Raw genomic sequence first — 24,727 nt, forward strand, 5'->3', positions numbered from 1 at the left:
CTACTTCAGCTAAAACAACACGGAATATTCCGCGCGTATCATGTCTCGATACCAAACATCGTTGGTTAATGCACGACCATATCCAACATAAAGGCTATCGTCTGGTGTACTCAATCGCATGCCTACCTTGAGGTTTACGATTGTGTCGCCTCTTGCGCTGGCATAGTCCTCTAGAAACGCTGGATTCAAAACACCTGGCGACGATTCAATTGGTTCAAATGGAGTCAAAGTCCGCTGCTTCAAGCCATCTAGAATTGTCCAGCCAACGAATTCGGTCACTAGTGTTGCGCGAAGCGGGCTACATCGACACGTTGATTGATAGATGTCGTAACCTGTCCCCAGCCCATATCGCAAGATCGTACCGGAATAGTTTCGAATCGTTCCTCCAGGACCGCCTAAATCCGCAGCCAAAGGAAACTCTTCTTTGGATGCCCCTATCGGAATCCAAGTCCTGAATTCTCCCAAGAATGTCAGGCGGTCGCGATTGCGTTGATATAGTATACCGGGCTCCAAAGAGACATGTTAAGTCCCTAAACCTTTGCCGCCATCGCCGCTTGGAAAATAACCGCGAAATTGAAAGGTCAGCCAACGATTGTTATCTGCAATTAACGCCTGCCTAAAGCCAGCGCGTATATCACTAAGTCCTGCGGTATTGTCGTTCGCAACAGGATTGATGAATCGGATTGGGACCTCAAGAAAGACGGAAGTACTTTCACTTGCGGCAAGCTCAAGATATAGCTCGAGTTCTTGATAATCGACACTCGACTCAGGCTTCACAGGTCCCGGAGCATTCGGAAAGCAACCGCATTGTGGATAGAAGAACTCAGCTCGGTCCGGAAACGGGTTGTCGTAAGCGGAATCGAATCGCAGTCGAGCCTTGTTGCTTACGATCGCAGGATCGATGTATCCACCGATGGCAACCATACCGATGCCAGTAGCTGGACCTGATGCTCGACCAACCGCACGACCTAGATCAAATACATATGGTGCTTCAGGGGTTGGCCGATTTCCAAACTGAAATGGGGAGTTAGTTTGTGGGAATGGAACCGGCGCGTTTGTCGTGGCTCCTGGAGCCATTGTAGTTGGCGCCGTTTGCTGGCTTTGGTTTTGTGCAACAAATGTCGCCTTGGTCACGCTCGCAGATGAAACGCGTTGGTCGTAGCCGAGCTGCTGACCTAGGACAGGTTTTGCATCGGCAATGAATGAAAACGCGAGAAGAACCGTCGATATATTGAAGGTGCTACGAAGTGCGACTATACAGTAGTGTGGTATTGGCTGACTTAGCATCTCTGGCCTCAATTTGGTCTGCGCCGGTCAGCGCGTTCTATATTCGGAAGTACTACTGCTCCCCCAAAGGTCTATCGGGTGTGGTTTCTACTACTGTTAGCGGTATTGACGATTAAATCGATAATCCTGAGAAACAGGCCGCAAAGTTTTCCCTAAATACCAATACCTAACTTTGAATCAACACAACACGAGTTAGATGGATTGAAAGCTTTGCCCAATCGGCAAATAGTGGATCTTGAATGTGTCAGCTACGATCTGGTATCCACTACCTATCAATTTCGCAGACCAAGTCAGCTTCCATAAGATCATAGTTGAAGATTCCTTGCTAAGATATCAGCCGAAGGAATCGGTTCGACTTTATCTGAGGAATCAAGATCGCAGTTGGTTATGGGCATTATCCCCTCGTTAGGAATGTTCGCGTTGAAGTATGGACTGCGTATCGCGGAAGAATCGCTAAGTCATGCGGAAATGCAACGCAAGGCAAAGCAAGCGGAGAAAGATGTCCGAACGCAATTCAAGGGATCGAATGCAGAATGCTTTACCAATCCTATCCTTGCCATTTTAGCTCGAGCGTTGATCACTACCGAAGATCAGTTTGACCCGATGTTGGAGCTGCACAGCCATATGCAGTCAGAGCAACCCAGGGAACATAGCCGCTGGATGGCCTTGACAAGTTCTGCGATCTTAGATGTATTTGATGAAGCCACAAAATCTTCACAACAAGCCAGTAGAGCAGGACTTGGAAAAGAGGATCTCCGGTTCATCGAACTGCTGCGTGCTATCGCAAAGTGATCGTCTCGAACTTCCATCAAGTTACCATCGCTGGATCCCCGGCTGAGCATGGCTCCATGATAAACCAGCTGAGAATGACAGACGTTACCAATCTCGTTGGCTTGACGAATAGCTCGCCCCCTCTTGCACTTTCCCTCGAACTGAGCAACAAAGTCACAATCTTGTTCAGGTTCTTTCCCAGCGGCCACATTAAACATGGATGATATCGTCTACTACGACCGTTACCGCAAAGAAGCGTGCGTTGAAAAAATCTACGGCGACAAAGCTCTTCGCTGGACATACGGCACGCTGAGCGGACGAATCGCTCTGAATGTCTTGGTCAAGCGAGCTTTGTTTTCACATTGGTACGGCTGGAAGATGGATCGCGCTACCACGCGAAAGAAGATCTTGCCATTTATCAAGGACTATGAGCTTGATGCGACTGAGTTTGTGCGTGACGTCAAAGACTTCGCGAACTTCAACGAGTTCTTTTATCGTCAGCTCAAGCCAGAAGCCAGGCCGATCGCCGCTGATCCTTCAGCGATCGTGTTCCCTGCGGATGGCCGACATATGTGCGTACCAGACCTTTCGCGGTGCAAAGGGTTGTTCGTCAAAGGTGAAATGTTCGACTTGGCCACCTTACTTGAAGATATGGATCTGGCGAATCAATACGCTCAGGGGAGTCTGCTGTTATCGCGACTGTGCCCGGTTGACTACCACCGTTTTCACTTTCCAATTGAGGGTGTCCCAAGCACAACGCGACTGATCAATGGCCCACTATACTCCGTGAACCCGATCGCACTTTGTCAGAACATTCGTATCCTTACAACCAACAAGCGATGCTTGACCGAGTTGCAAACGGAGTCTGTTGGAAAAGTCCTGCTCATGGAAATTGGAGCGACTTGTGTGGGAAGTATTTGTCAAACGTACTCCGCCGGCGCGCGGGTCGCTAAGGGGAGCGAGAAAGGCTATTTTCGTTTTGGAGGTTCATCAACGATCACTATTTTTGAACCCGGCCGGATTCAGTTTGACCAAGACCTTGTCGAAAACTCCGAACAGCATCGCGAACTGTATGCCAAAGTCGGCGACCATATGGGAACGTTATCTTAAGCGGCAAAAACAACATGAAGTCAATCAGCAACCTCTTGGTCTGGCAAAGAGCCAGGGCAACATGGATTCGCTGAAGCAAGTGGACCAAGATGCTACGGACCACTTATAGAACTGCCTAAGAAGTTTTGCGAGTCGCGCTCTTGTTGCTGTTGTCAACCAATGCCAAAATACTTGCGTATCGGTGCTTGATGTCCTGTCGGTTCTAGCTTTAAAAAAGACAAAATCCGGCAAGAGTATTGGCACATGGGAGTGGTGTGGATGATCGACAAAGAATCTCAGGGAGAGCGTCGATGAAAAGTGGAATTTTGCGAACAACCAAGCCAGATGATTTTCTGAAGTCAGCGTTCAGTACAGCCTCTTCAACAGTGGCACAATTCGCAAATAAGCTCTTTGGCTTCGATGAAGTCTACGATAAAAACAAGACACGAGTATCGCTCAGCGAAGCCACCTTGGCCACCGAAGACGATGTTAGAGAGCTAGCGTTTGTCGTTGCACCATCGCTTGCTGGCTCTATTGGATATGCGTGGCAACGTCTGGAAGCCTTCGCAATCGCTTTGCCTGGTTGGGCGATAGGCGAACCCATCGTGGAAACCAATCGAGCCATCTGGTTGCGTGACCTGCTGCGTGAGTTGGCTCGCTTTGAGTTGCCGACAGAACAAGCAGGTGCCGTGCTGTGGCTTGCGATTCACTGTGGTTCCTTTGTGGAGAAGCAAAGCGCTGTATTTGCCGCTCTGAAAGCTGCCGTGATGGGTAGTGGGAGATACAACCTAAGCTCGACCGGATGCGATCATGTCGGCCGTTGGCTGGCCTGTGAACTTGCCAAGAAGGATCGCGACGCAGAGAATTTGCTAGACACATTGCGATTGGTTGGAACTGGTCGGCATCCTGCGCTAGCTTCTGATATTCGTTGTGTGCCGTCACCACATGTCGCGAGAGCACTTGCGCTTTGTGGTCGCAAAGACGCACACGAAGTACTTTACGAGACGATCACTGCGGATCGCGGAGACGTCGAGCTAACGTTGACAGCAACCGTGCAAGCAACTGCTGCGGCCGCTGAAGAGTTTTCCGTTTATCCCCATGTCTTGCCGACCGTTCGCCTCAAGCGTTCCAACAAGTCGACCGTGCGATTGTTCGTGTCGAACAGTTGGAGCCGACTGAGGAGGGGAAGAGAATTATCCGGCATGTTGGCGTCCGAATCGCTAATGAAGACCAAGCGTTTCGCATCTTACAAGCGCATGGTTGGCGTGACGATCGTGAATGCCACGTGCTTAGCAGGACTTTCATGAGTGAATCCCAGGGTGAAATCACGGCGAATCTTGTTGATTCCATGTTCTCCAGCGGCAGCCTTGGAGCACTTAAGTTTTGGGGGCCTGACGGAAGCGAACTGGACATCAAGGATGTACCTTCGATCATTCTTAGCGAGGCGATTCGCGATATCGACCGAACCGTCAGCGGTACGCAGGCATAAGTATTTCGATTTAAAATCCGCCAAGCCATGCCTTAAGAATTATAAAGGAATCAGCTCGCCTGCCGACTCGTATTGACCACCGGCACGGCTGGAGTCAAAAGTGACCGAGCTATGCTATACAGTTACGTTGATCCGCTTTGCCGATTTCCCAGCTTAGATTTGCGTTAGTCTTTTAAGTTTGCTCGCAGCCAGATCCATTCGTGTGTCACGGTTTCCATATCAATCTGGATTGCTTCAAAAACGGGCCCCCCTGGAAGCGCTGGTTTGTTGAACTGTGGGATGTTGGAATCAATGGAAACGGAAATACTTGGCGTCATTTCGCGAGGTATCTGGATTCCAAATGCAACCGGTAAACCTTGAAATAGATTCATGCTGCTTCGTCCCACAATCTGCAGTGGCAACGCCTCATCGGTGCGCCATTGCAGAAAATGATTGCTCGATAAATCATGCGCTAGTTCGATCTTCGCACGTCGAAGCGATGGATCCTCCGAAGCATCTTCATCGCCTGCATCTATGGTCTTCAAATCATCGGGTGCAATCCAAGCTTGATCGCCGTCCTTTAGCATTCGCCACAAGTGATGGCTGCCACCGCGTATGTGAAGCCGCCAAAGAACAATCTGATCATTCGCTGGGGTATCAGCCAGACGTAAACCAACTTCATCAGGCCTATTGGTATCCCATTTCAATTCAACTACCGGATTCAGTTCGTCTGGAACGTTGGACACTGCGTGAAGAAAAGCATTTTGAGTTGTCAGTCTGGGATCGGCTTGCCATTGCAACTTGTCGTTTCCAGTCGCATCGTTGCGAACTTCCCAATGAGGAAGTGGTTGGCTCAGACTTGAAAGCTTCCGCCCATCGCTTGCGACAAATTCAGCTTCAATCCATAACACCGGGTCCGATGACTCGAGGCTTGGTCGAGTGAACTGCCAATCATACTTTGAATTTATCGCTTTGAACCGGAATCCGTCACTGAGCCCGATTCCTTTATATGTTGGATCGTTCGGCAATCCCAAAAACGGTGAATCTTTTGGATAGTCAACTTCAGCCTGATCAATCCATAGTCGGTAGCCGAGATGGGTAACGAAATTATCGCGTTGGCCGTTAAAATAGTTGTTAGGTCCAAAAACGCGCCTAGGCAGATAGCTTTGTCCTCCTAGTTGCAAAGGTGCGGGCAATCGCTTCCACCGCCCCGGCCAACTGATGCTGCTAGCTGACGACCATCCGCCCGGCAGCCAATCGCTGCCCATCTCTTTTTCGATCACCGCTTTGCCATCTACGTAGACGACATACTTAAAATCTTCGCTTGGCGAATCGCCCGCATGCAATGTCACTCGATGTGGGCCGGCTGAAAGCGGCGTACTACCAACAATCGGCGGAATGCTTTCGTCTGACAGCGGCCCAATGCCTAGCCGCAGGACATACTCTTTGCCAACTGGGACAAATACTTGCCATGAATAAAAATCATCCGCCACGCGGGGCAACGAGAACTCCGCTAGTGTGCGGTTGAGCGATGCGGGGACATGACTAGAAAGAGATAACAGCTCTTGCCGCTGCTGGGACAACGAATGATTTTTCCGATATGCCAAGACCAATGCAATCGTGACCGCAATCAAAGCCGTGAGCTTTAGCAAATACCCCAGCGAGAAGGCAAAGACAGCGGTTCGAGCAGGCTTGGCTTCACTCATCGCCCAACTCCTTTGCTAACCAATTCGGATCGAAGTCAGGAGGCATTATGCCTTTCCGTAACTGTTCAAAATGATCTTTGCGAGACTTTGGGTAAATTACGAAGAGCCCACCTTTGTAAGTTTTCAGTTTATTGCCTGCATCTTCTTTTTCTTGAGCCGATTCTGGATTGTACATTTTTAGGATGGGCAAGATGGAATCCTTATCAAAGGAACGCGGAGCTTGCTCACTTTTTACCAGTTGCTGGATGACAAGTGCACTGATGTCGGCCGAGGTTCTTCGTGGAATTTAGTGGGTAGGTGCGTAGATTTGGCCGTTAGCGTATTCTTTGTCTATGAAAGAAGCAACTACTACTCACTATCATGCGTTACTTGGTTTGGACGACAACTGGAGCGTGCAATCGGTTGATTTTCGCCCTGCTGAGAAGGCCGTAGACATTCACATCAATCATACCGGAACAACTCTGCGTTGTCCTCGCTGTGATGCCGCCTGCTCACAAGCCGATCTTGCCCCTGAGCGAACTTGGAGGCATTTGGATACGATGCAATTTGTGACTCGCATCCACGCCTTGGTTCCCAGAAGCAAATGCTCTCAGTGCGGCGTGTTGACCATAGCGATTCCATGGGCCCAAAGGCACGGACGTTTTACGCTTATGTTTGAACAAGTTGCCATTGAAGTCATTCAAGCTTGCTCATCGCTCTCAGCGGCCGCTAAGCTACTGGGAATAGATTGGGCGGCAACTAATGGCATCATGCAGCGTGCGGTGGAGCGTGGGCTCCAACGCCGAAACATGGACGAAATTGAGCATGTTGGTATCGATGAAAAGAACTTTGGTAAAGGGCAGGATTACGTTTCGGTCTTGACCGACTTGGATCAGCACCGCGTGCTAGAAGTTGTTCCTCAGCGGACGCAGCAGTCTGCAGAAAAGCTATTAAAAACCTTGCCCGAAACACAAAGAGCGAAGATCAAAGCGGTTGCCGCTGATATGTGGAAGGCATTCCTAGCTGCCATCAGGGAAGTGTATCCAAACGCTGCTATTGTGCACGACAAATTCCACGTCAGTAAGTACCTTGGAGAAGCAGTTGATCTTGTCCGCCGCCAGGAGAGTCGATTGCTTGCCGAGAGAGGTGATGAGCGACTCAAGGGCACTAGGCAACTACTGCTATTTGCACGTGAGAAATTGTCGGAGGCGGATCGAAACTATCTCTACCAGTTGCAGCATTCGGACATCAAAACAGGTCGAGCATGGTCGCTTAAGGAGAATTTCAGGCACTTCTGGGAATGTGCCGATCGAGACACTGCTGAGATGACGTTCGCTGGCTGGTACGGATGGGCCACACGCTGCCAAATCAAACCGATGGTGAAAGTCGCCAAGATGCTCAAGAGGCACTATGAGGGTCTTATGGCCTACATAGACCATCGAATAACCAACGCGATCAGCGAAGGCTTCAACAGTCGTATCCAATCTATCAAAAGTTGGTTCTTCGTGGAATTTAGTGGGTAGGTGCGTAGATTTGGCCGTTAGCGTATTCTTTGTCTATGAAAGAAGCAACTACTACTCACTATCATGCGTTACTTGGTTTGGACGACAACTGGAGCGTGCAATCGGTTGATTTTCGCCCTGCTGAGAAGGCCGTAGACATTCACATCAATCATACCGGAACAACTCTGCGTTGTCCTCGCTGTGATGCCGCCTGCTCACAAGCCGATCTTGCCCCTGAGCGAACTTGGAGGCATTTGGATACGATGCAATTTGTGACTCGCATCCACGCCTTGGTTCCCAGAAGCAAATGCTCTCAGTGCGGCGTGTTGACCATAGCGATTCCATGGGCCCAAAGGCACGGACGTTTTACGCTTATGTTTGAACAAGTTGCCATTGAAGTCATTCAAGCTTGCTCATCGCTCTCAGCGGCCGCTAAGCTACTGGGAATAGATTGGGCGGCAACTAATGGCATCATGCAGCGTGCGGTGGAGCGTGGGCTCCAACGCCGAAACATGGACGAAATTGAGCATGTTGGTATCGATGAAAAGAACTTTGGTAAAGGGCAGGATTACGTTTCGGTCTTGACCGACTTGGATCAGCACCGCGTGCTAGAAGTTGTTCCTCAGCGGACGCAGCAGTCTGCAGAAAAGCTATTAAAAACCTTGCCCGAACCACAAAGAGCGAAGATCAAAGCGGTTGCCGCTGATATGTGGAAGGCATTCCTAGCTGCCATCAGGGAAGTGTATCCAAACGCTGCTATTGTGCACGACAAATTCCACGTCAGTAAGTACCTTGGAGAAGCAGTTGATCTTGTCCGCCGCCAGGAGAGTCGATTGCTTGCCGAGAGAGGTGATGAGCGACTCAAGGGCACTAGGCAACTACTGCTATTTGCACGTGAGAAATTGTCGGAGGCGGATCGAAACTATCTCTACCAGTTGCAGCATTCGGACATCAAAACAGGTCGAGCATGGTCGCTTAAGGAGAATTTCAGGCACTTCTGGGAATGTACCGATCGAGACACTGCTGAGATGACGTTCGCTGGCTGGTACGGATGGGCCACACGCTGCCAAATCAAACCGATGGTGAAAGTCGCCAAGATGCTCAAGAGGCACTATGAGGGTCTTATGGCCTACATAGACCATCGAATAACCAACGCGATCAGCGAAGGCTTCAACAGTCGTATCCAATCCATCAAAAGTTCAGCTCGCGGATTTCGCAACTTCGACAACTACCGTACTCGGATCCTGTTCTTTTGCGGTAAACTCAACCTCGACTTGGAAATCCCTTAATCACTAAATTCCACGAAGAACCCAAAAGTTCAGCTCGCGGATTTCGCAACTTCGACAACTACCGTACTCGGATCCTGTTCTTTTGCGGTAAACTCAACCTCGACTTGGAAATCCCTTAAACACTAAATTCCACGAAGAACCTCGGCCGACAGTAATTCATTCCACGACGTAGTTCCACTCGAACCGCCTAAAGAGTGGAACACGACCAATTGCTCGCCCTTCTTTTGGAAACTCACCGTCATCAATTCATGAATCGCTTCGGGTTTTGGCATGCCATAGCTCGAGCCATAGCCACCGTCAAAATAGATTCCTTGTTCGGCGATGTTGCCGCTGCCGTTCATTTCAATGAAATCGTATCCTGGAGGCAGGTAGCAGCGAAATTGCCAAACTCCGGAAAGATGTCGAGCGATCTCGGGCGGAACATCAGGACTCTTTATTTCAGTTAGATAGACACGATTGGGATCCGTGATCGTCATCTTACCCAGTTCAGCTTCTAGGCGGCTGATATCGGCGGCCAGATCCACGTTGGCCGTCGCAAAATAACCAACGCCAATGCAGCCTGCAATGAAATACAGCAGAGTAAAGAGTCGGATCGCGTACGTCATATCGTCTGAGCCACGGTGAAGTTTGGCTGACCAATATAGCACAACATGGATTGTCGCACTTGGTCTTCCTGCATGCTATGTCTTGTGAGACAGGCTCGGTTAACCGCACGCCTCTTTCGATCGGCACGTTCGCACCATAAAGTTAGTAATCGTTCAAGACGATCATTCCATCGTTGGCACTGTTAAACTTTGAGAAACTATTTACATAGTCGTCATACATTGCGACCAACTCAGCACAGCCTGTATCAGCGATTCCTGTCTCCCACTTCGAAAGTTCATCCTTCAAGACGGTCACTTCTTCAGGGCTATGAAGGCCGTACCACGGGCATGCGTAGTCATCTTCAAACTGCATCATATCTTCATTGCAACCCGTCCATGTAGCGTGACGATACGGTTTGTTTCCGAAGTAATAGAACGGAAGCTTCTTCTTTGGCATTTTCGAATTGATTTGAAAGTATGCCGTTCCAGTTTCTTCAATGCGCCCGTAATCTATTGTCATCTGTCCCGCAAAAACCAGGGCCAATTCAGAAGCAAGTCCTTCATCAGCAGTAAGCTTCGCCTGCAAACCCGCCTCACGCAATTCTTTGTTAAAAAACAGCGAATGGAGAAGATTGTGTCGCAAGATAGATGTTGCATTTGCGACATCCGGATACCACGAGCTTGCGGTGAATAAGTCACTGATCTTTTCTGTCAATTGGTCAACGTTGCTGCCTTTAGCGTCCATTAGCTTCAGCTTTTTACCCGTCTTACTTGTCGCAAGCAATTGGGCAATCTTTCCGTGTATAGCTGGATCAGGCTGATCAGTCAGCCTTTCGAAAGTGGACCAATCAAAGCAATATACAATCAAGCCAGCCATTCAATACTCCAATTGCAAACGACTATCATCACCTGGTTGCCGCCAAGAGACTTTTCAAGAAGCGGCCGGTCGACAACTCGGTTTCATTTCTTGTTCGCACCTAGCGAGGCTTTGTCTTTCTCAATCACCATCGATTGATTCTACCAAATAACCAAGTGCTTTTGCCGCACGTTGAGCCAACGAGCGGTGTCTGCGCGCCGATACACACGGACCAAAGTAGAGTTCAAGCCGATGATTGTAACATGCAATTGTACGAAACCATTCTTCTGCGTCGTCATCGATAACAACCGCTATGGACAGTGCGTCCGCCCACCGTTCCTCAAGTTCTTCGATGGAAGTAGATTCAGCGTCCCCCAGTCCGACGTCGAGCAACGCGCGTTGTTTCGCGAGAAGTTCATCTTTCAATCTTCGGGCCGCTTCAGCGTTTATATTAACGTGCGCAAATGCATCACGAAATCGCTCTGCAACTTCGCTGGGAGCGAGCCATTTGTTACCGTTGTACGGTACGAGAAAATAGATTTGCATGACTAAACCTATAACGAGCTACGCACATCACCAAGCACGCGAACTTGATGTGCTTTTGTCAATGCGCCGTGATCGCGTGCTTCGGTCGATGTGATGTATATCCGAGAGCTTTACTCCAGCCCAAAGTCTTGTTTTATGGGCATTGGGCCTTTTTTATCTGAACGCCATTGCTCTAGTGCCTGTCGATAACGATCTGACTTGAGTGCACGCTCGCGCGACGCTTTTATCTCACCCTGCCTTGCCTTCTCTTGTTCACTCATTTCACCCTCAAACCTTACAATCTGGAAGAGAAGCGGTTGATCGGTGAGATTCTCCACCGCGATCTCCCAAGGCGGATGCCCAGTAATCCACGGATGGACTCGGAATACGCCAATACCTTTGTTGTCAAATTTGTCATTGGTAACTTCAATCAATCCGATATTAGGCGTTCCTGCTTCGCTCTTGCCGACTCGCTCAATCAGTTCTTTTGGTGCATCAACGTATAGAAACATGTTCACTTTCCGATTTTCGATTTCTTCCAGCACATACTGGCGACGCTCATGTGGCTGGAACACTCGAAGATCGACAACTGTGTCATTAGGCTCAAGTAAGAAGGGACCAAAATTCGCGCGGAGCAAATCGGCACGTGCATCGATATCGAAGTCAGCAGACGCCGGGTTCGACATGACGGCAAGTGCTTCGTTTGCGGTACCTGCTGTTCGCGAGGCCATCTCTCGCGATTCTTGGACAGGGGATTTTTCGCAGCCGAGCAATAACAGACCCAACAGCAGACTAAAGCGGAGCGAAGTATTCATAGGCAACCAAATGTGACTTCGTAGTGAGATAACGTTACGGAACGAATCGTCGGCACGTTGATCTCTCACTAGGACAAACGCACCGCTGCCGAATTTCGCTCATCCAATGATTGTACAAAGAATTTAAACATCGGCTTGAAGGTGAACAATAAATGAGCCTTGTTGAATAGGAGCTTGCTTTGGGTAATGCTTAAAAATGGAGTAGCGTATGTGTAACTCGCCCGCCTGGCTCGTCGCACATGAAGCCAACTCCTTCTCCAAAGTCACAGAACGTCGCTTCTTCAGGAATCCACCACGCAAGGTAACCGACAAGTACTGCACGTACGAACTTCGGTGACTTCAGGATACAGGCGGTAATGGGTGTGTAAACCGCCTCATAAGCGTGTTGTGCCCAGCCACGTGGAGCATTTGAAATGGAGTGTCGTGCAAACAGCCAAGTTGCTGGACCGTACGAAACGAAAAGGATCAGTATCCATACGAATACTACCGTGGTCGTCCGCCTCCAGGCCTTAGGAAAGAGAGGGTCCTTGATAAAGAAACTCAGAATAGTCGCAAGGAATGTCGCGACAAGACTAAGGAAAAGCGTAAACTCGCCGTAACGCATGACAGATACAATTAAGCACGCAATTAGGGTTGTTAAAATACCCAAAGTGTAAAGGTTGAATCGCAGTTGTAATCGCATTTACCTAAACCGCCTCGACCAATGATACGTATCCGCAGACCGGCGCGGTACGCGTTGACTGGAAAACCCACTCACAGCTTCGTTCCCCTGCATCTTTGAGTACCGGACAATTCTGACCTCACCATCGAATTGGCATATAGTCTATTCGTTTTCGATGATTGATTGTAATGATGATTGATTGTACCTTCGTTGCTCTGCCACCCCCAGACCCAGCGCCGATCAACGGAAGTGCAAGCGATTTGTATCCACGGTTCTGGGAAATCGAAACCGCGTTTCGGACCAAATCGCGAATAGAGTACTTCGATGATCGCCACAGTATATTGATGCCTGCGACGTGGATGATCGAATGGAATGGCAGCGTTCCACACGACGTCTCAACGGCTTGTCCGAGCGGAATGGCTCCTAATCGGCTGAGTTCGCGAAGCGGATTAGCGCACTGATCGGCAACTTCCTAACGAGGGTCAGTCATTTTCTCTGTTGCATTCAATTCTTTAGGTTCACTGTTCCTTACAGCCTGCTCATACTTCTCGATAATCGATTTCCAATGAGGCATCCATTTTGCTTGGCACCATTCTTCGTAAATTCGAAAGCATGAGACAAGAAGCAACGCAATAAACATCATCAACATGTTACTTTGAGATGCGGCAAAGCAAGCAACGCAAAATCCGCCCATAAGATATCCCCACATGTAGGAGTTCGAGGCAGCCGTTGCTCTGGAAGATTTCGCAAAGCTGACCAAGTACTGTTCGTCATCTGTAAAGTTAGGAAGTGGCATCAGGCTCTTGTAAAACTAAAGTATGAATTGATTAACGAGTACGATTGAGTTCAATGAATCGGAGCAGTTGGTGTAACGCAGATCAGAACAGAAATTCAAGCACTTCAGTGCACGTACGCCCAAGGCGGACGTGAGCTTGCTCAAAAAATGATGCCCCCCGTTTTCGGTCCATGACATTTATTTGTCACGGTTTCCGTTGGAGTTTGTAAAATGGTGTCGTTTTGTTTTCCGGGAAGATGATTATGTCTTGCGGTTTCTCAGTAAGCGTCCACCACAACCAGTTGTTGGGGTTAGTTGGATTGGCCCTGGGTTTGCTGTCGCTTGAGCTTGGCGGAGATGATTCTGCGGGCTCGTGTTATCTGCTTGCGGTCTGATTTATAGCGGCTTTCCTCTGCCCGGTACTCGCGAATCGCTTCGGGATGCTCCTGCTTCCATACGTCCGGCAAAAGTTTCTCGTATTGAGTCTCGCCTGCTAGTACGCGATCCAAAATGTCCTTCAAGTACTGCCAGACATCCAAGTGGTGACGTTTGGCACTGCTCACAATGCTCATCAACCTAGCCACCCGCTCGCCAGATTCCACGTTGCCAACAAACAACCAGTTCTTCCGTCCCAATGCCACCTGACGCATCAACTGCTCTACGCGATTGTTGTCGATCGGAATCTGGCCATGCGCCGTGTAGATCGTCAGAGCATCCCAGTGGTTACGGATATATCCCAACGCTCCTGCCATGTCCGACTTGGGAAACAATTGCCCTTCATCCAAACTATCAATGTACTTCTTCATCGCCTCCAACAACGGTACCGCATAACGCTGACGATGCTCCACTCGTGATTCCGCATTCATCCCCTGCTCGCGCGCGTTCACATCGTAAAGCCCCTGCAGCATATCCAACAGCTTTTGCCGATACGGATTCTCCTTGGACACCTCGTAAACCTTACGACGCGCATGCGCCCAACAAGCCGCGAACTGCAAGCGATCGCGGTTATCAAGCACCACGGCTTCATTTCCTGAGAAACAATCACCTTGAATAATACAGCGACTCTCTCGAAAGAATTCATCCGGGCCATCCCGGTGACGCGATATCCGAAAGTCAAAGATGTTATAGGGCGCTTGATCTAGACCCCGATAAGCCCACATCTTCCCTATCAAGCTATCTTCACCCTTGCCTTTCGCTTCACGCATCTTCTCGATCAACCGCTGCGTCTTCAGGTCACCGGGTTTAACCTTCGGCTCCTCCTCTGGCATCAGCATTCGACAACTGCTTTCATCCAGTCCGACTGCGGAGTCCTTCTGCACACGCCTGGCCATGAACATGAAGAACCCAAGCAACGCAAAGTCCACTTGCACCATCAGATTCTGCAATGTCGAACGACTGGGCGTCCAACCACTGCTGGCAAAGACATCCGTCTGACGATACAGCGGAAGATGCAAGTCAAGCTTCTGAGCGACCACCACCGCACCGATACTCGAATCGTATTTGTTACCCTCAACCAATCCGGTTGGTCGCTCGGCAGAAACGATTCCATGCTCTTTGCAACATGGGCAGCCATACTTGGGGTTCTCGATCACTCGCTTATAAAGCTTGGCTGGTTCATAAACCAAGGTTTCGGTCCTATCGACACCGATCATCGCCATGGGACCATGCTCTGGACAGATGCGATCTTGCTCTGGAACATCGCGAAGTTCCTTCACTTCAGGAAGGTGCGACGGGAGCGATTCATTGCGTTTCTTCTTGGCTTTGGGCGTGCTTTTGGATTGAGCGTCATCCAGAACCTTTTGTGCTTCGGCCTCCGCTTCTTGCCGAGCTTGCTCAAGTTCTTCTTGCGAATCGAAGGGGAGCCAAGGAGTCGCACCGGGCGAAATATGCTTCTCTTTTTTCTTGTGCATGTTGGCAAGCATCGCTGCCAACTTGCGGTACTCTGTCTCGAACCATTGGAGCTTGGCCTTGAGTTGCTCGTTCTCTTTCTGCAGCAATTCGATTGCCGAGAGAGGCTTGTCAGATGGATGATTATTCGAGGTCGCGTCTTGCATACTTATTGAACGCATGAAGCCCTAAAGTGGTTCCGCAATATCTTCAAAAAAGAGTAACTTGATAAAGAGATTTTACAAGCCTGATGACGAGGTAGTATTGTTGCTAACATGAGCCTGCACCGAGAATCGTTTTCGACGCTTGATGTTGGAGACATCGATGCCACTGAGCAACATGGAAAGCTGAGCGTGATCAATGACTAGGCTCTTGGACTGGCTTGAAGTAAGTGGCACCTGGATGGTACCAGCTTCTAATCTTTTCATGAAGATGGCGAGCCCATCTCGATCCCACCAGAGTATCTTGACGCGATCACGACGACGATTGATGAACATGAAATAATCACCAAGTCGAATATCGCGTTGAAAGTTGGCTTGGACGATGGCGTGCAGGCCATCGTAGGAACGTCTCATGTCGACCGCTTGCATGTAGAGGTAGACCCGAGTGGTTGAGGCGACAGCGAGCATAGACGGAATCAATAAGTTGCGGATGGCTAATTGCGAACAATGAGTTGCTGGAAACCGGCGTCTAGATGATCGCCGGAGTTGTCATGCTGTCGAGCGGCCCATGTCAACAAAGTCTCGACAGCGCTGGAGGAATCAGAGCGGCAAAGGATCTTGATGCCACGTGTTTCGATGGTGAAGTGAAGCGTATTGTTGCTTGAATCGGATTGCGTTTGGCTTGGTGACGTTGCGCTAAGAGTTGTTGGATTAGGATTAAGGGCTGTTGGACTGGAGTGAAGCTTCTTTCTCCAATAGTTGAAGACATGGAACGAAAGGTTTTCATTTCGACAGAACTGAGCGATGCTAAGACCCGACGACTGAAAACGTAGGAGTCGTTGAGCCCAGAGTTGGGACTTGGAAAGATCACGAGTCATGCTGTAGGTTCCTGGCATAGAGGTTTCGGCAACCCCATCGGTCGCCGCTATCAAACCCTACCCTCCAAATCAAGCCCCCGCCGACTAAAAACCCACTGGTTCTGATGTACGCTTACGTTTCTCAAGGTTTGCAAAGTAGTCAGGGAGCGGTAAGAGTGACTCTAAGTACTCCAAGAGTTTCTTTCCTCCGAGAACTCTAAGTTCGTTCTCCTCCGCCCATGTCATACAGAGCCCACAAATCGTTTTCGCACCTTGATTCTCTATGCTGATTGCATAGGCAGGATAGTGTCCGCAGAAGGGAACATTGTCATCGCTCGTGAGTTCGGACTTTGCAAGTGCAACAACCTTCTGAGACTCCGAAGCCGTCAGTATTCTCTTGCCTATCACATCAGTCGATTTGTTGCCCCAGGCTATTGGGAAGGTATCGCCGGTATTGATCACAACGCGTGGGTCCAGCAAGCGCAAAGTCACGACCGGTTCATCAGCGAATGTTGGTAGGCGTGCAAAGATAACCAGAATCAGAAGTAGAAATGTTCGAATCATATCACTCTCAGTATGACGAAAAAACAAATGTGAGTTGGTGGTTTGGATTACGAGCCATTCGATTCAAGTCTGGCGGCTTAACTCCATGATTTCGGGTCTCGCAAAAAGACTGCTGTCACAATCTTGTCGCCCCAAGCCAGTATTGAAAGAGGCTTGGCTTGCTTTTGTTCGCTGAGTTGTATTTGAGATAAATTGAGCGAGCGGTCAATTGCAACATGGGCGCAGACTTCGTTCCCTTGGGTGACACCCTGTAAATCGGATCACGGAGAGGGACGTATTGGCAACTGAGATGCGCATAAAGTTCCTAGCGGGTTTCCTTGCTGACCGCATCGTTGACATTTTACAGCCCCTGATCGCAGTCGTGTTGCCGCCAGAAGCATGACGGATCTTGTTTTCTTCCAAATAGCACTGCGGCCAACGCCTTAGCAAACCGCACGCATCGGTAGAGGGACGCAAGCTAAGCCCGCAATCGTCGTCTTCCTGGTCATGATCGAGACTGATGACCTGGACCATCCCCTTTCAAAGCAGTTCAATCGCCTTCACTGGCCAATAGAAACCAGTCCAACTCTCAGGCGCCATTCGCTCATGGAAATAGACTTTTGAAATGTTCCTTTCGATCACCGATTTGGTACAATGTGAACTCAAATTGGTAATGAGGGAAAACAAGATGGCATGGCGACCCACGCGGCTTTTTCAAACCGGCGAACTAGACAACACCCAGCGAGGCTGGACGATTGGTTGGCTGCAACTTGACGGCTTCAGCGATCGCTTGCAGTTGAAACTTGCTGGCAATTGTCACCCCGATCTGGCCGGATGGAAGTTTCGGATTCATCGCATCGAGCCGGAATTGCTTGACAGCGATTCTGTTGACAACAAAGACGCTCCATTTGACTTTTCCAGAATCAGCCTGGATCAGTCTGGACATGTCGGCGACATCACTGCCGACCAGATGATCAAACATTTTGACCTTCCCGACGGCGAGTGGGTTCGTCGCTTATTCGCCGGCGAGAACCCGCCGTTCACTTGGCGTAAATGTCTCTACTTGGAGTGGTTCAGTAACGCCAACGGTCGCGTGGTCATCCAGAGCACGCGGCTAGAAGTCGAACGACTCGGGGAGCGAGCGTTTGAGTTGACCGAAGAGGAATGGAAAGAGCAGGCCAAGCATAACGCGGAAGAGCTCAGCCATTTCATGGCCCAACTGGGTGATGCCATGCGAACCAACGAACCCGGCGAGGAATCATGAGAGATCACCCGGATCGAATTTCAATGAATGATTGTCGTCCCGGTTGGCTTTACCGAGTCTACTCGCGAAACCTGAACCTCGGTGTTTACCGAGCGGAAGACCACGGGTTCGTCGGCATTCGACATAAGCTTGGCAGAAGGTATCTATTCGCTGAGTTTCACTGGGACATCGGCCCACCGCACGGCACCGCCAATCCGCTGGAAGCAATCTGCGAATGCCCAATCGAACGACTCGATGAATATTTCCGTCACGATTCTGGGCCAGGTGATTCTGCGCCAGGTATTGATCCAAACCTTGAGCTCTTCAAGTGGATCGAAGAGCAAGGCCGGCGACTCGGGATCAGCCCTGAGAGCTGTTAACGCGCTCGCTCGCGGTCGAAATGATCGTGGTTGCCGCGAATGCTTTCCTGCCCCATGGACAGCAATCGTCGGTACGCCAAACTCAGGTGATTGTCTACGAGCAAGTTCGATTCGCATTAAACTCGTAAAATGCACCATGTCGCAATGACGACTCCACTTTTGGCCGAGGCTCGCGGCACTGCATCCCCGGCGCTATCCTGTCAATTCCCTAACAGCACTTGCAACATCCATGAAGCAGCACATACACAATCTGGTAGTAATCGTCGCGAATCTCGCGCTCTGTCTCGGACTGGCCACCGCCGCGGAGAAAGTCACGGTAGAGAACTACATTCGTGCCGAAACCGATTTGACCTTCGGTCGCTACGTCAAACAGAATGCATTCGGCAAGTTCCTACACATCCGCATGCCCGTGCCGATCGACAAGCAAGACGTGATCCGAATGAATCGCGACACGCTCTACTCCGCTGCCATCATTGACCTTACCGAGCCAGCCACGATCGTCAAGCCTGAGCGTGATGGGCGGTTCCAGTCGATGCTTGTGATCAACCAGGATCACTCAATGCTGCCGGTCGAGCATGGCTCGGGTGAGTTCACACTAACGAAAGAGATAGTTGGTACTCGCTACGCGGCCGTACTCATCCGCACCTTTGTCAACCCAGCAGATCCCGCAGATGTGAAGGCGGCAAACGACCTGCAGGACAGGCTTCAGATCCGGCAAAAATCTATTGGAACGTTTGCGGTGCCGAACTGGGATGAAGCTTCACTAAAAGTAGTCCGCGATGCGCTCAATATACTCGCTGCTACCTTACCGGATTTCAAAGGCATGTTCGGCGACGCCACGAAGCTCGATCCGATCCGTCATTTGCTTGGCACGGCCGCTGGCTGGGGCGGCAATCCTGATGCCGCAGCCGCCTATGAGAGTGTTGTTCCTGACCAGAATGACGGGAAGACCCCCTATAGGCTAACTGTGAAGGATGTCCCAGTCGATGGTTTTTGGTCCATCACCGTCTATAACAAGGATGGATATATGGAGAAAAACGACGAGGATGCCTATTCCTTCAACAATGTGACGGCGAGAAAGAATGCGGACAACTCGATCACGATCAATTTTGGCGGCGGCCCCGATGCTCTCAATAACCTGCCGATCACTGCAGGCTGGAACTATACAGTGCGCATGTATCAGCCACAGCCAGAAATCATCAACGGCTCATGGAGGTTTCCCAAGGCACAGCCGGTAGAGTGAATGGCGAGTTCAAGAGCTGGCTTTTTTTCCAGCGCACCTCGGGTCAACTATCGTCCTTGGCCTGGGGCTGCATCTTCGACACTACCCGATGCTCGTCAATTTGCGCAAGCACGTCCATTACGATCGCGTCTTGTTTTCCGGCGTGTAGTACTGAGTAGACCGCAGGCAACTTGTTGTCAAACTGAGCGTCCACCACACTGCCGCGGATTGACATGACTGAGCCGTAGTTCGCAGAAGTGTTGTCATTGTTCATGGGGTATCTGTCGGTAGGGTTGCATGTTTAATATTGAAGTTTCCATTTGTGTTACTTTGATTAACCAAACGAACCTCGCCTCCCTCATTTTCCCATCTATCAATTGCCAATCCCTTTTTAGGATCGGAATTCCTGCTGCCAAAAGCATCAAGTGAGACCGAGTTCCATGGGGCAATTGCAGGTTCCTCAATCCGGTCATGCCCGTACGCAAGTACGCTGATCGAACCTGTGTTGAGTAACAGGCGTTGACCATATTCAATCGACAACCCGATCCAACGTGCGGCCAGAACGCGGCCGAAATGGCTGTGGGAAAACAATGCAACATTGCCATTCAATGTCACCAATTTTGCGATCAAACGATCCGCACGAGAAGGAATGGTGTTTGGCATTTCACCATGAGGACAAGCAACACGCCACGTGTCAGTGCCGTGTCGAGCATGTCGTTTGCTTCGACGGATACCGAGCCGATGAGCTGGTTGATGAAAATCAGCCGTCCGTTTGGACCGTCTACGGAACTTCGTCGGCTGGGCCGACGACGTTCGCTTCGATTCGACTTTCGCTGGGCACTCGCGCAGCCGCTCAAATCGATGAATTGCGAATCAGCGATTCCTGGAACGCTGCCGTCGATCTCGCCAAATGATGACGAGGATATGCAACACGACGAACTGGTGACCGTTTGGACTGCTATCGGGGGGTACGTGGGGCTGCATCCGTGCCGCCGGAAATGCTAAGGGATTCCTTCACAATTGCAGGGAGAAACGCGGCCGCAGAGCGATCGTACTTTTCGAATTGGTCAACGAGCTTTTGATAAGCGTTCTGCAGGTCGTCACGGAACTTGCTTTGATCCGATGCGTGCATAAAGAGCAAAGCAAAATGGAAGGTCGCCGCATACCAATTTTCTGCCGTGGTGGCTGCCGTCGCCTGGTCGTGATGCCACTGGAGATCAAATTGAGCTTTCGCTGCACGGTAGTTACCTTGACGTGCCGTGTTCTTGTATTCGAGATCAACAAGAAGCAGGTTGTTCCTGTCGGCATTGATTAGCCAGCGACCGTCCGGAGAAACCTGTGTATGCCTGGCAGGTGGATCAAAGCTTCCGTCTGAGTCATGTTGTTTTGTTGCCAAGTCCCAGAACATTTTTTCATTTCTGGATTCCGAATAAATCTGACTGCCGTCATCGCTAAAGCTGAAGTGGACGACGGTATCGGTGTGCCCGAATAACGTTGTGACTTCGTGTTCGATGGGTGCGTTAAATAACTTGATCAATCCGTCGACCGCACCAGCGGCGACTTGCAAGCCATCCGGACTAAACGCAATTCCGAAAAAGCCCTGAGGACTTTTCTCGATGGTGAAGACCTCTCGACCTGTTTGAGTATTCCACAGCTTTATCGCACGGTCGAAACTTGTCGATGCGATGCGTTTGCCGTCGGGACTGTACGCAATCCCGGTCACTCCTGCCACATGTCCTTTCATGCAGTAGATCTGCTTGCCAGACTGAGCGTCCCAGATGCATATCGTTTGATCATTGCTCGAGGATGCGATTTGTTTGCCATCGGGGCTGAATGCAACGTCGACAATACTCTCGAGATGGCCGCTGAGCGACATGATCTCCTGGCCCGATTGTGTGTCCCAGACTTTGATCGTCAGATCATCGGATGCAGAAGCAACGCGAGTGCCGTTGGGACTCAAGGCAACGCCATTGATCCGTCCCTTATGTCCTTTGAACGTTGAGATCGCTTTGCCCGAATCGATTTCCCAAAGTTTGACCGTCTGGTCCTGGCCGGCTGAGACAACGTGATTGCTGTCGTGACTAAAGGCAACTGTGTTGATCAGGCCCTCATGCCCCTTCAAGGACTTCAGGTTCGCACCTGTTCGCCCATCAAGAATCTTCACGGCATTGTCGTCGCCGACGAATACAATGTACGCGTCGTTTGGACTGAAGGCGACACAATGCGCCGCTGGCTCTGCGGCAGGTTGAGCACTATTTATACTGGTGATTGTCCGCCCCGTCTCTACCTCCGATAATCGAAAAGTGCGATCCAGCCCCACCGATGCGATGCGTGTCCCGTCATGGCTAAAGGCAACGCCATTCACCTTGGAGTGATGAGCTCGATGGGAGAGCTGTTTCTGTCCGGTGCGAGCGTCCCACAACTTCAGAGTTGTGTCCGAGCCAACTGATGCCAACCGTGCGCCGTTAGGGCTGAAGGCGACTTCCTTCACTTCGTCGCTATGACCAACCAGTGCCATGATCTCCGTCCCGGAACGGACCTCCCAAACCCGAATCTGGCGGTCTCCCGAGGCGGATGCGATTCGAGTGCCGTCGGGGCTAAACGTCAAATCGTTAATCCACCCTGCCTTTGCATCCGCCGTCCAGAGTGACTCAGTCAGTTCAGCGTCCCAAAGGGTCACGATATCGTAAGACCCGACGGCGATGTACATGCCATCTGGACTGAAGGCAACGCTATGTGCCCACTGCGCGCGGTCGGATTGACTTGCGAGCTCTTGACCTGTCGTGGCATCCCAAAGAAAGACTGTCGAATTGCCACAGGACACTATGTGTGTCCCGTCAGGACTAAATGCGACAGACAGGATGGTTCCCGTGATTTTGAAATCGGACAAGCCTCGTCCGGAACTTGTGTCCCATCGCCTGACGTTGCCGTCGAGACCCACCGAACTCAGTTGGTCGCCATTCGCGCCGAACGCGACTCCAACGACGGGACTTTCGTGACCCTCGAGTGTTGCGAGTGTCTGCCCCGATCGCGCATCCCAGATCCTGACAGTCTTGTCATCAAAACCTGCTGATGCAATGCGTGATCCATCAGGACTGTAAACAACCTTGACCACTCGTCCACGATGTCCCCACAGAGTGCTGATTTCCCGGCCCGAGTTAGCATCCCAGAGTTTGATTCTTTGGTCGTCACTCGCCGTGGCGACTTGTGTTCCGTCGGGGCTATAGGCAACGCCCTGCACCCGCTTCCAATGCCCATAACAGGTGATGTCACTTCCATCGAATTGTTGGTTGCAATAATTCCATTCGAAGGTTGCGCGGTATTCATCTGGAATCTCGCGAAGCAAATCTTTTGCGTCGCGCGCTCGTCTGGACTCCCAGCGAGCGGTGGCAAGCTGGAATTTGGCGACGGCTTCTGAATTGCGGACGCGTTGTGATTCGGCTGTCGCTCGTTCTTCTGCCTCAATGGCTTTCCCGCGTTGATCATTTGCTTCGCGAGTCTTGTCTTCCGCGAGTCTGGTTTTCCGGTTCGCTTCAATCAGTCCATAGGTCGTACCGGCGAAACCGACCGCTAAAACAAAACTGATCGCAAGCATGGCAGCCACAAGTCCGCGATTTCGTCGGGCGAACTTCTGAAGCTGATACCATGTCGATGGTGGCCGCGCCGTCACTATTTCGCCCGTCAAGTAGTTGGACAGGTCCTGGCCAAGATCATCCGCCGTCTGGTACCGGCGAGTGCGATCCTTCTCCAGAGCTTTCATCACGACCCAGTCGAGTTCGCCTCGCAGAAGTTGATGAAGTCGGGTGGGATGCAACTTTCGCAGTTCGCCGACCGCTGAATTCACTTCGCCCGATGACGAGCTCAAACGGTGGCTGGGGCGAGGCGGGTCTTCCTCACGGATTAGTTCGAGAATCTTCAACAGAGCGTTTCGACCCAGTGTTTCTTTATCCACTGGAGTCGAGCCCGTCAGCAACTCATACAGAATAACACCGAGTGAATAGACGTCCGTTCGAGTGTCAATATCCAGTGCACGCACGCCCTTCAACTCAGCCTGCTCAGGCGACATGTATTGAACCGTACCGACGATCCTGCCAAACTCTGTCTGCATGGTCATGTCGGTCAATAGCCTGTCCTGTGCGACGGCTTTCGCCAAGCCAAAGTCGATCACCTTCGTAACCGCTTCACCGTCAATGACCGTAACCAGAACGTTTGACGGCTTTAGATCGCGATGAATAATTCCCTTCTGATGAGCGTGCTGAACGGCTTTGCAAACCTGAACGAACAGTTTCAGTCGCTCGTCGACACTCAGCTTGTTGTCGTCGCAGTATTGGGTGATCGAAATTCCGTCGACCAGTTCCATCACGAAGTACGGACGACAGTCGTCCGTAGTACCGGCATCAAGCACTCGTGCGATGTTGGGATGATCCATCATCGCGAGAGCTTGTTTCTCGGCATCAAACCGAGCGATCACATCTTTCGAGCTCAACTCGGATTTGATCAGCTTCAGGGCCACCCGACGTTTCACAGGCTTGTCCTGTTCGGCAAGCCAGACGACGCCCATGCCACCTTGGCCGATTTGTCTAATCAGGCGAAAGTTGGCTAGGACGGGGGGCACGTTGACTGGTAGTGAAATGGTGCCGTGATCACTTGGAAACTGCGTTGCTCCGTCGCGAGTGAACACGGCGGCAACTACACGTTCCTGTTGCGGGAATCGCTGAAGGTATTCCTCTTTTCGAGGTACATCACCTTGCTTGGTGCGATGTTCCACTTCCATGGCCAACAGTTCCGCGAGCAGTCCTTCGCGAGCAGCCTCCGGAGCATCTGCCAGAAAGTTCTCAATGCGCGGAGCATCTCCCTTCACTAACTCCTGGTCGAAACGGTCACAAAGAGCGTCGATTTCAGCGAGTTGCTGATCCGTCAGAGCGAAGTAGGCTGGGTTTCTGATTGAAGGGTCGTCCAATGCGCAAAAAGATGGATAGGCAGTATGGAGTTGTCACTATCTTCTAATGGTCGAACAGCGGCAAACACCGACAAGGCAACGCAATTTGGCAAAAAGATTTGTGGACAAAAAATGAGGCCGCAGCAAATGTTCTCGCAAATTGTCTTTCCCCGTCTTTTTGCCGATCC

The 24,727-nt window shown here is 50.7% G+C and carries 26 protein-coding genes and 1 pseudogene; 10 read left to right on the plus strand and 17 right to left on the minus strand.

Annotation, left to right across the window (positions count from 1 at the left end; all coding sequences use genetic code 11):
• Positions 1 to 9 precede the first annotated feature (9 nt).
• Positions 10 to 411 (minus strand): hypothetical protein, encoded by a 402-nt coding sequence (locus SH302x_RS11125; protein ID WP_479368789.1) that lies wholly within the window; start codon positions 409 to 411, stop codon positions 10 to 12.
• Positions 412 to 522: 111 nt separating this feature from the next.
• Positions 523 to 1,287, minus strand: a complete 765-nt coding sequence (locus SH302x_RS11130; RefSeq protein WP_479368790.1) for a hypothetical protein — start codon at positions 1,285 to 1,287, stop codon at positions 523 to 525.
• Positions 1,288 to 1,674: 387 nt separating this feature from the next.
• On the opposite strand from SH302x_RS11130, the gene SH302x_RS11135 reads away from it, so the two are divergent.
• The 4 genes from SH302x_RS11135 (at position 1,675) to SH302x_RS11150 (ending at position 4,636) form a co-directional block, all read left to right on the plus strand.
• The gene (locus SH302x_RS11135; RefSeq protein WP_479368791.1) at positions 1,675 to 2,079 is read left to right on the plus strand and encodes a hypothetical protein; all 405 of its coding nucleotides are present in this window, start codon (positions 1,675 to 1,677) and stop codon (positions 2,077 to 2,079) included.
• Positions 2,080 to 2,274: 195 nt separating this feature from the next.
• A complete protein-coding gene (gene asd / locus SH302x_RS11140; RefSeq protein ID WP_479368792.1) occupies positions 2,275 to 3,168 on the plus strand; it encodes an archaetidylserine decarboxylase in 894 nt (297 codons plus the stop codon).
• A 290-nt stretch (positions 3,169 to 3,458) separates the two neighbouring features.
• Entirely contained in the window at positions 3,459 to 4,454 is a 996-nt protein-coding gene (locus SH302x_RS11145; RefSeq protein WP_479368793.1) for a hypothetical protein, read from the plus strand.
• Positions 4,451 to 4,636 carry a hypothetical protein gene (locus SH302x_RS11150; protein ID WP_479368794.1) on the plus strand — a complete coding sequence of 62 codons (186 nt, stop codon included), beginning with the start codon at positions 4,451 to 4,453 and terminating at the stop codon, positions 4,634 to 4,636. Before SH302x_RS11145 ends, SH302x_RS11150 begins: the two co-directional genes overlap by 4 nt.
• Positions 4,637 to 4,800: 164 nt before the next feature.
• Here the strand turns inward: SH302x_RS11150 and SH302x_RS11155 are convergent, their stop codons facing one another.
• Positions 4,801 to 6,321 (minus strand): hypothetical protein, encoded by a 1,521-nt coding sequence (locus SH302x_RS11155; protein WP_479368795.1) that lies wholly within the window; start codon positions 6,319 to 6,321, stop codon positions 4,801 to 4,803.
• A complete protein-coding gene (locus SH302x_RS11160; RefSeq protein ID WP_479368796.1) occupies positions 6,314 to 6,511 on the minus strand; it encodes a hypothetical protein in 198 nt (65 codons plus the stop codon). The genes SH302x_RS11155 and SH302x_RS11160 overlap by 8 nt, the downstream gene beginning before the upstream one ends.
• 142 nt (positions 6,512 to 6,653) lie before the next feature.
• Here SH302x_RS11160 and SH302x_RS11165 point away from each other — a divergent pair, with 142 nt between their 5' ends.
• Complete coding sequence (locus SH302x_RS11165; RefSeq protein ID WP_479368797.1) at positions 6,654 to 7,823, plus strand: ISL3 family transposase; 1,170 nt, start codon at positions 6,654 to 6,656, stop codon at positions 7,821 to 7,823.
• Positions 7,824 to 7,858: 35 nt separating this feature from the next.
• The gene (locus SH302x_RS11170) at positions 7,859 to 9,091 is read left to right on the plus strand and encodes an ISL3 family transposase (protein WP_479363897.1); all 1,233 of its coding nucleotides are present in this window, start codon (positions 7,859 to 7,861) and stop codon (positions 9,089 to 9,091) included.
• A gap of 122 nt (positions 9,092 to 9,213) precedes the next feature.
• Here the strand turns inward: SH302x_RS11170 and SH302x_RS11175 are convergent, their stop codons facing one another.
• The 10 genes and pseudogenes from SH302x_RS11175 to SH302x_RS11220 form a co-directional block, all read right to left on the minus strand.
• Positions 9,214 to 9,696, minus strand: coding sequence for a hypothetical protein (locus SH302x_RS11175; protein ID WP_479368798.1), 483 nt, complete (start codon positions 9,694 to 9,696; stop codon positions 9,214 to 9,216).
• A 142-nt stretch (positions 9,697 to 9,838) separates the two neighbouring features.
• Entirely contained in the window at positions 9,839 to 10,552 is a 714-nt protein-coding gene (locus SH302x_RS11180; RefSeq protein ID WP_479368799.1) for a hypothetical protein, read from the minus strand.
• A 120-nt stretch (positions 10,553 to 10,672) separates the two neighbouring features.
• A complete protein-coding gene (locus SH302x_RS11185; RefSeq protein ID WP_479368800.1) occupies positions 10,673 to 11,077 on the minus strand; it encodes a hypothetical protein in 405 nt (134 codons plus the stop codon).
• A 110-nt stretch (positions 11,078 to 11,187) separates the two neighbouring features.
• Positions 11,188 to 11,871, minus strand: coding sequence for a hypothetical protein (locus SH302x_RS11190; RefSeq protein ID WP_479368801.1), 684 nt, complete (start codon positions 11,869 to 11,871; stop codon positions 11,188 to 11,190).
• Positions 11,872 to 12,671: 800 nt separating this feature from the next.
• A pseudogene (locus SH302x_RS11195) lies at positions 12,672 to 12,962 on the minus strand (macro domain-containing protein); the annotation flags it as partial.
• A 42-nt stretch (positions 12,963 to 13,004) separates the two neighbouring features.
• Positions 13,005 to 13,328, minus strand: coding sequence for a hypothetical protein (locus tag SH302x_RS11200; RefSeq protein ID WP_479368802.1), 324 nt, complete (start codon positions 13,326 to 13,328; stop codon positions 13,005 to 13,007).
• A gap of 290 nt (positions 13,329 to 13,618) precedes the next feature.
• Positions 13,619 to 15,361: an IS66 family transposase gene (gene tnpC, locus SH302x_RS11205; protein WP_479363298.1), complete on the minus strand. Its 1,743-nt coding sequence runs from the start codon at positions 15,359 to 15,361 to the stop codon at positions 13,619 to 13,621.
• 72 nt (positions 15,362 to 15,433) lie between these two features.
• Positions 15,434 to 15,823: an IS66 family insertion sequence element accessory protein TnpB gene (gene tnpB / locus SH302x_RS11210; RefSeq protein ID WP_479363297.1), complete on the minus strand. Its 390-nt coding sequence runs from the start codon at positions 15,821 to 15,823 to the stop codon at positions 15,434 to 15,436.
• A gap of 26 nt (positions 15,824 to 15,849) precedes the next feature.
• Entirely contained in the window at positions 15,850 to 16,233 is a 384-nt protein-coding gene (gene tnpA / locus SH302x_RS11215; protein ID WP_479364062.1) for an IS66 family insertion sequence element accessory protein TnpA, read from the minus strand.
• Positions 16,234 to 16,317: 84 nt separating this feature from the next.
• Positions 16,318 to 16,776 carry a hypothetical protein gene (locus SH302x_RS11220; RefSeq protein ID WP_479368803.1) on the minus strand — a complete coding sequence of 153 codons (459 nt, stop codon included), beginning with the start codon at positions 16,774 to 16,776 and terminating at the stop codon, positions 16,318 to 16,320.
• A 667-nt stretch (positions 16,777 to 17,443) separates the two neighbouring features.
• On the opposite strand from SH302x_RS11220, the gene SH302x_RS11225 reads away from it, so the two are divergent.
• The 3 genes from SH302x_RS11225 (at position 17,444) to SH302x_RS11235 (ending at position 19,621) form a co-directional block, all read left to right on the plus strand.
• Positions 17,444 to 18,019, plus strand: coding sequence for a hypothetical protein (locus tag SH302x_RS11225; RefSeq protein WP_479368804.1), 576 nt, complete (start codon positions 17,444 to 17,446; stop codon positions 18,017 to 18,019).
• Between the two features lie 23 nt (positions 18,020 to 18,042).
• Positions 18,043 to 18,378, plus strand: a complete 336-nt coding sequence (locus tag SH302x_RS11230; protein WP_479368805.1) for a hypothetical protein — start codon at positions 18,043 to 18,045, stop codon at positions 18,376 to 18,378.
• 229 nt (positions 18,379 to 18,607) lie between these two features.
• Positions 18,608 to 19,621 (plus strand): DUF1214 domain-containing protein, encoded by a 1,014-nt coding sequence (locus SH302x_RS11235; RefSeq protein ID WP_479368806.1) that lies wholly within the window; start codon positions 18,608 to 18,610, stop codon positions 19,619 to 19,621.
• A 43-nt stretch (positions 19,622 to 19,664) separates the two neighbouring features.
• Here SH302x_RS11235 and SH302x_RS11240 read toward each other — a convergent pair whose 3' ends face one another.
• Both SH302x_RS11240 and SH302x_RS11245 read right to left on the minus strand, forming a co-directional pair.
• Positions 19,665 to 19,874 (minus strand): hypothetical protein, encoded by a 210-nt coding sequence (locus SH302x_RS11240; RefSeq protein ID WP_479368807.1) that lies wholly within the window; start codon positions 19,872 to 19,874, stop codon positions 19,665 to 19,667.
• Positions 19,871 to 20,263 (minus strand): histidine phosphatase family protein, encoded by a 393-nt coding sequence (locus tag SH302x_RS11245; RefSeq protein WP_479368808.1) that lies wholly within the window; start codon positions 20,261 to 20,263, stop codon positions 19,871 to 19,873. The genes SH302x_RS11240 and SH302x_RS11245 overlap by 4 nt, the downstream gene beginning before the upstream one ends.
• Between SH302x_RS11245 and SH302x_RS11250 the strand changes: the two genes are divergently transcribed.
• On the plus strand, positions 20,257 to 20,514 hold the full coding sequence (locus tag SH302x_RS11250; protein ID WP_479368809.1) for a hypothetical protein: 258 nt from the start codon (positions 20,257 to 20,259) through the stop codon (positions 20,512 to 20,514). The two genes, SH302x_RS11245 and SH302x_RS11250, sit on opposite strands and share 7 nt — an antisense overlap.
• A gap of 44 nt (positions 20,515 to 20,558) precedes the next feature.
• On the opposite strand, the gene SH302x_RS11255 is transcribed toward SH302x_RS11250, so the two are convergent.
• Positions 20,559 to 24,560, minus strand: a complete 4,002-nt coding sequence (locus tag SH302x_RS11255; RefSeq protein ID WP_479368810.1) for a protein kinase domain-containing protein — start codon at positions 24,558 to 24,560, stop codon at positions 20,559 to 20,561.
• Between the last annotated feature and the right edge of the window lie 167 nt (positions 24,561 to 24,727).

It is taken from the genome of Njordella calcicola (genome assembly GCF_056494125.1).

What these genes read in the sequence shown, in the direction of transcription:
- SH302x_RS11130 (WP_479368790.1), bottom strand. Translation starts at nt 1,287, where the DNA reads ATGCTAAGTCAGCCAATACCACACTACTGTATAGTCGCACTTCGTAGC.
- SH302x_RS11135 (WP_479368791.1), top strand. Translation starts at nt 1,675, where the DNA reads ATGGGCATTATCCCCTCGTTAGGAATGTTCGCGTTGAAGTATGGACTG.
- asd (WP_479368792.1), top strand. Translation starts at nt 2,275, where the DNA reads ATGGATGATATCGTCTACTACGACCGTTACCGCAAAGAAGCGTGCGTT.
- SH302x_RS11145 (WP_479368793.1), top strand. Translation starts at nt 3,459, where the DNA reads ATGAAAAGTGGAATTTTGCGAACAACCAAGCCAGATGATTTTCTGAAG.
- SH302x_RS11150 (WP_479368794.1), top strand. Translation starts at nt 4,451, where the DNA reads ATGAGTGAATCCCAGGGTGAAATCACGGCGAATCTTGTTGATTCCATG.
- SH302x_RS11155 (WP_479368795.1), bottom strand. Translation starts at nt 6,321, where the DNA reads ATGAGTGAAGCCAAGCCTGCTCGAACCGCTGTCTTTGCCTTCTCGCTG.
- SH302x_RS11165 (WP_479368797.1), top strand. Translation starts at nt 6,654, where the DNA reads ATGAAAGAAGCAACTACTACTCACTATCATGCGTTACTTGGTTTGGAC.
- SH302x_RS11170 (WP_479363897.1), top strand. Translation starts at nt 7,859, where the DNA reads ATGAAAGAAGCAACTACTACTCACTATCATGCGTTACTTGGTTTGGAC.
- SH302x_RS11175 (WP_479368798.1), bottom strand. Translation starts at nt 9,696, where the DNA reads ATGACGTACGCGATCCGACTCTTTACTCTGCTGTATTTCATTGCAGGC.
- SH302x_RS11180 (WP_479368799.1), bottom strand. Translation starts at nt 10,552, where the DNA reads ATGGCTGGCTTGATTGTATATTGCTTTGATTGGTCCACTTTCGAAAGG.
- SH302x_RS11185 (WP_479368800.1), bottom strand. Translation starts at nt 11,077, where the DNA reads ATGCAAATCTATTTTCTCGTACCGTACAACGGTAACAAATGGCTCGCT.
- SH302x_RS11190 (WP_479368801.1), bottom strand. Translation starts at nt 11,871, where the DNA reads ATGAATACTTCGCTCCGCTTTAGTCTGCTGTTGGGTCTGTTATTGCTC.
- SH302x_RS11200 (WP_479368802.1), bottom strand. Translation starts at nt 13,328, where the DNA reads ATGCCACTTCCTAACTTTACAGATGACGAACAGTACTTGGTCAGCTTT.
- tnpC (WP_479363298.1), bottom strand. Translation starts at nt 15,361, where the DNA reads ATGCAAGACGCGACCTCGAATAATCATCCATCTGACAAGCCTCTCTCG.
- tnpB (WP_479363297.1), bottom strand. Translation starts at nt 15,823, where the DNA reads ATGCTCGCTGTCGCCTCAACCACTCGGGTCTACCTCTACATGCAAGCG.
- tnpA (WP_479364062.1), bottom strand. Translation starts at nt 16,233, where the DNA reads ATGACTCGTGATCTTTCCAAGTCCCAACTCTGGGCTCAACGACTCCTA.
- SH302x_RS11220 (WP_479368803.1), bottom strand. Translation starts at nt 16,776, where the DNA reads ATGATTCGAACATTTCTACTTCTGATTCTGGTTATCTTTGCACGCCTA.
- SH302x_RS11225 (WP_479368804.1), top strand. Translation starts at nt 17,444, where the DNA reads ATGGCATGGCGACCCACGCGGCTTTTTCAAACCGGCGAACTAGACAAC.
- SH302x_RS11230 (WP_479368805.1), top strand. Translation starts at nt 18,043, where the DNA reads ATGAATGATTGTCGTCCCGGTTGGCTTTACCGAGTCTACTCGCGAAAC.
- SH302x_RS11235 (WP_479368806.1), top strand. Translation starts at nt 18,608, where the DNA reads ATGAAGCAGCACATACACAATCTGGTAGTAATCGTCGCGAATCTCGCG.
- SH302x_RS11240 (WP_479368807.1), bottom strand. Translation starts at nt 19,874, where the DNA reads ATGAACAATGACAACACTTCTGCGAACTACGGCTCAGTCATGTCAATC.
- SH302x_RS11245 (WP_479368808.1), bottom strand. Translation starts at nt 20,263, where the DNA reads ATGCCAAACACCATTCCTTCTCGTGCGGATCGTTTGATCGCAAAATTG.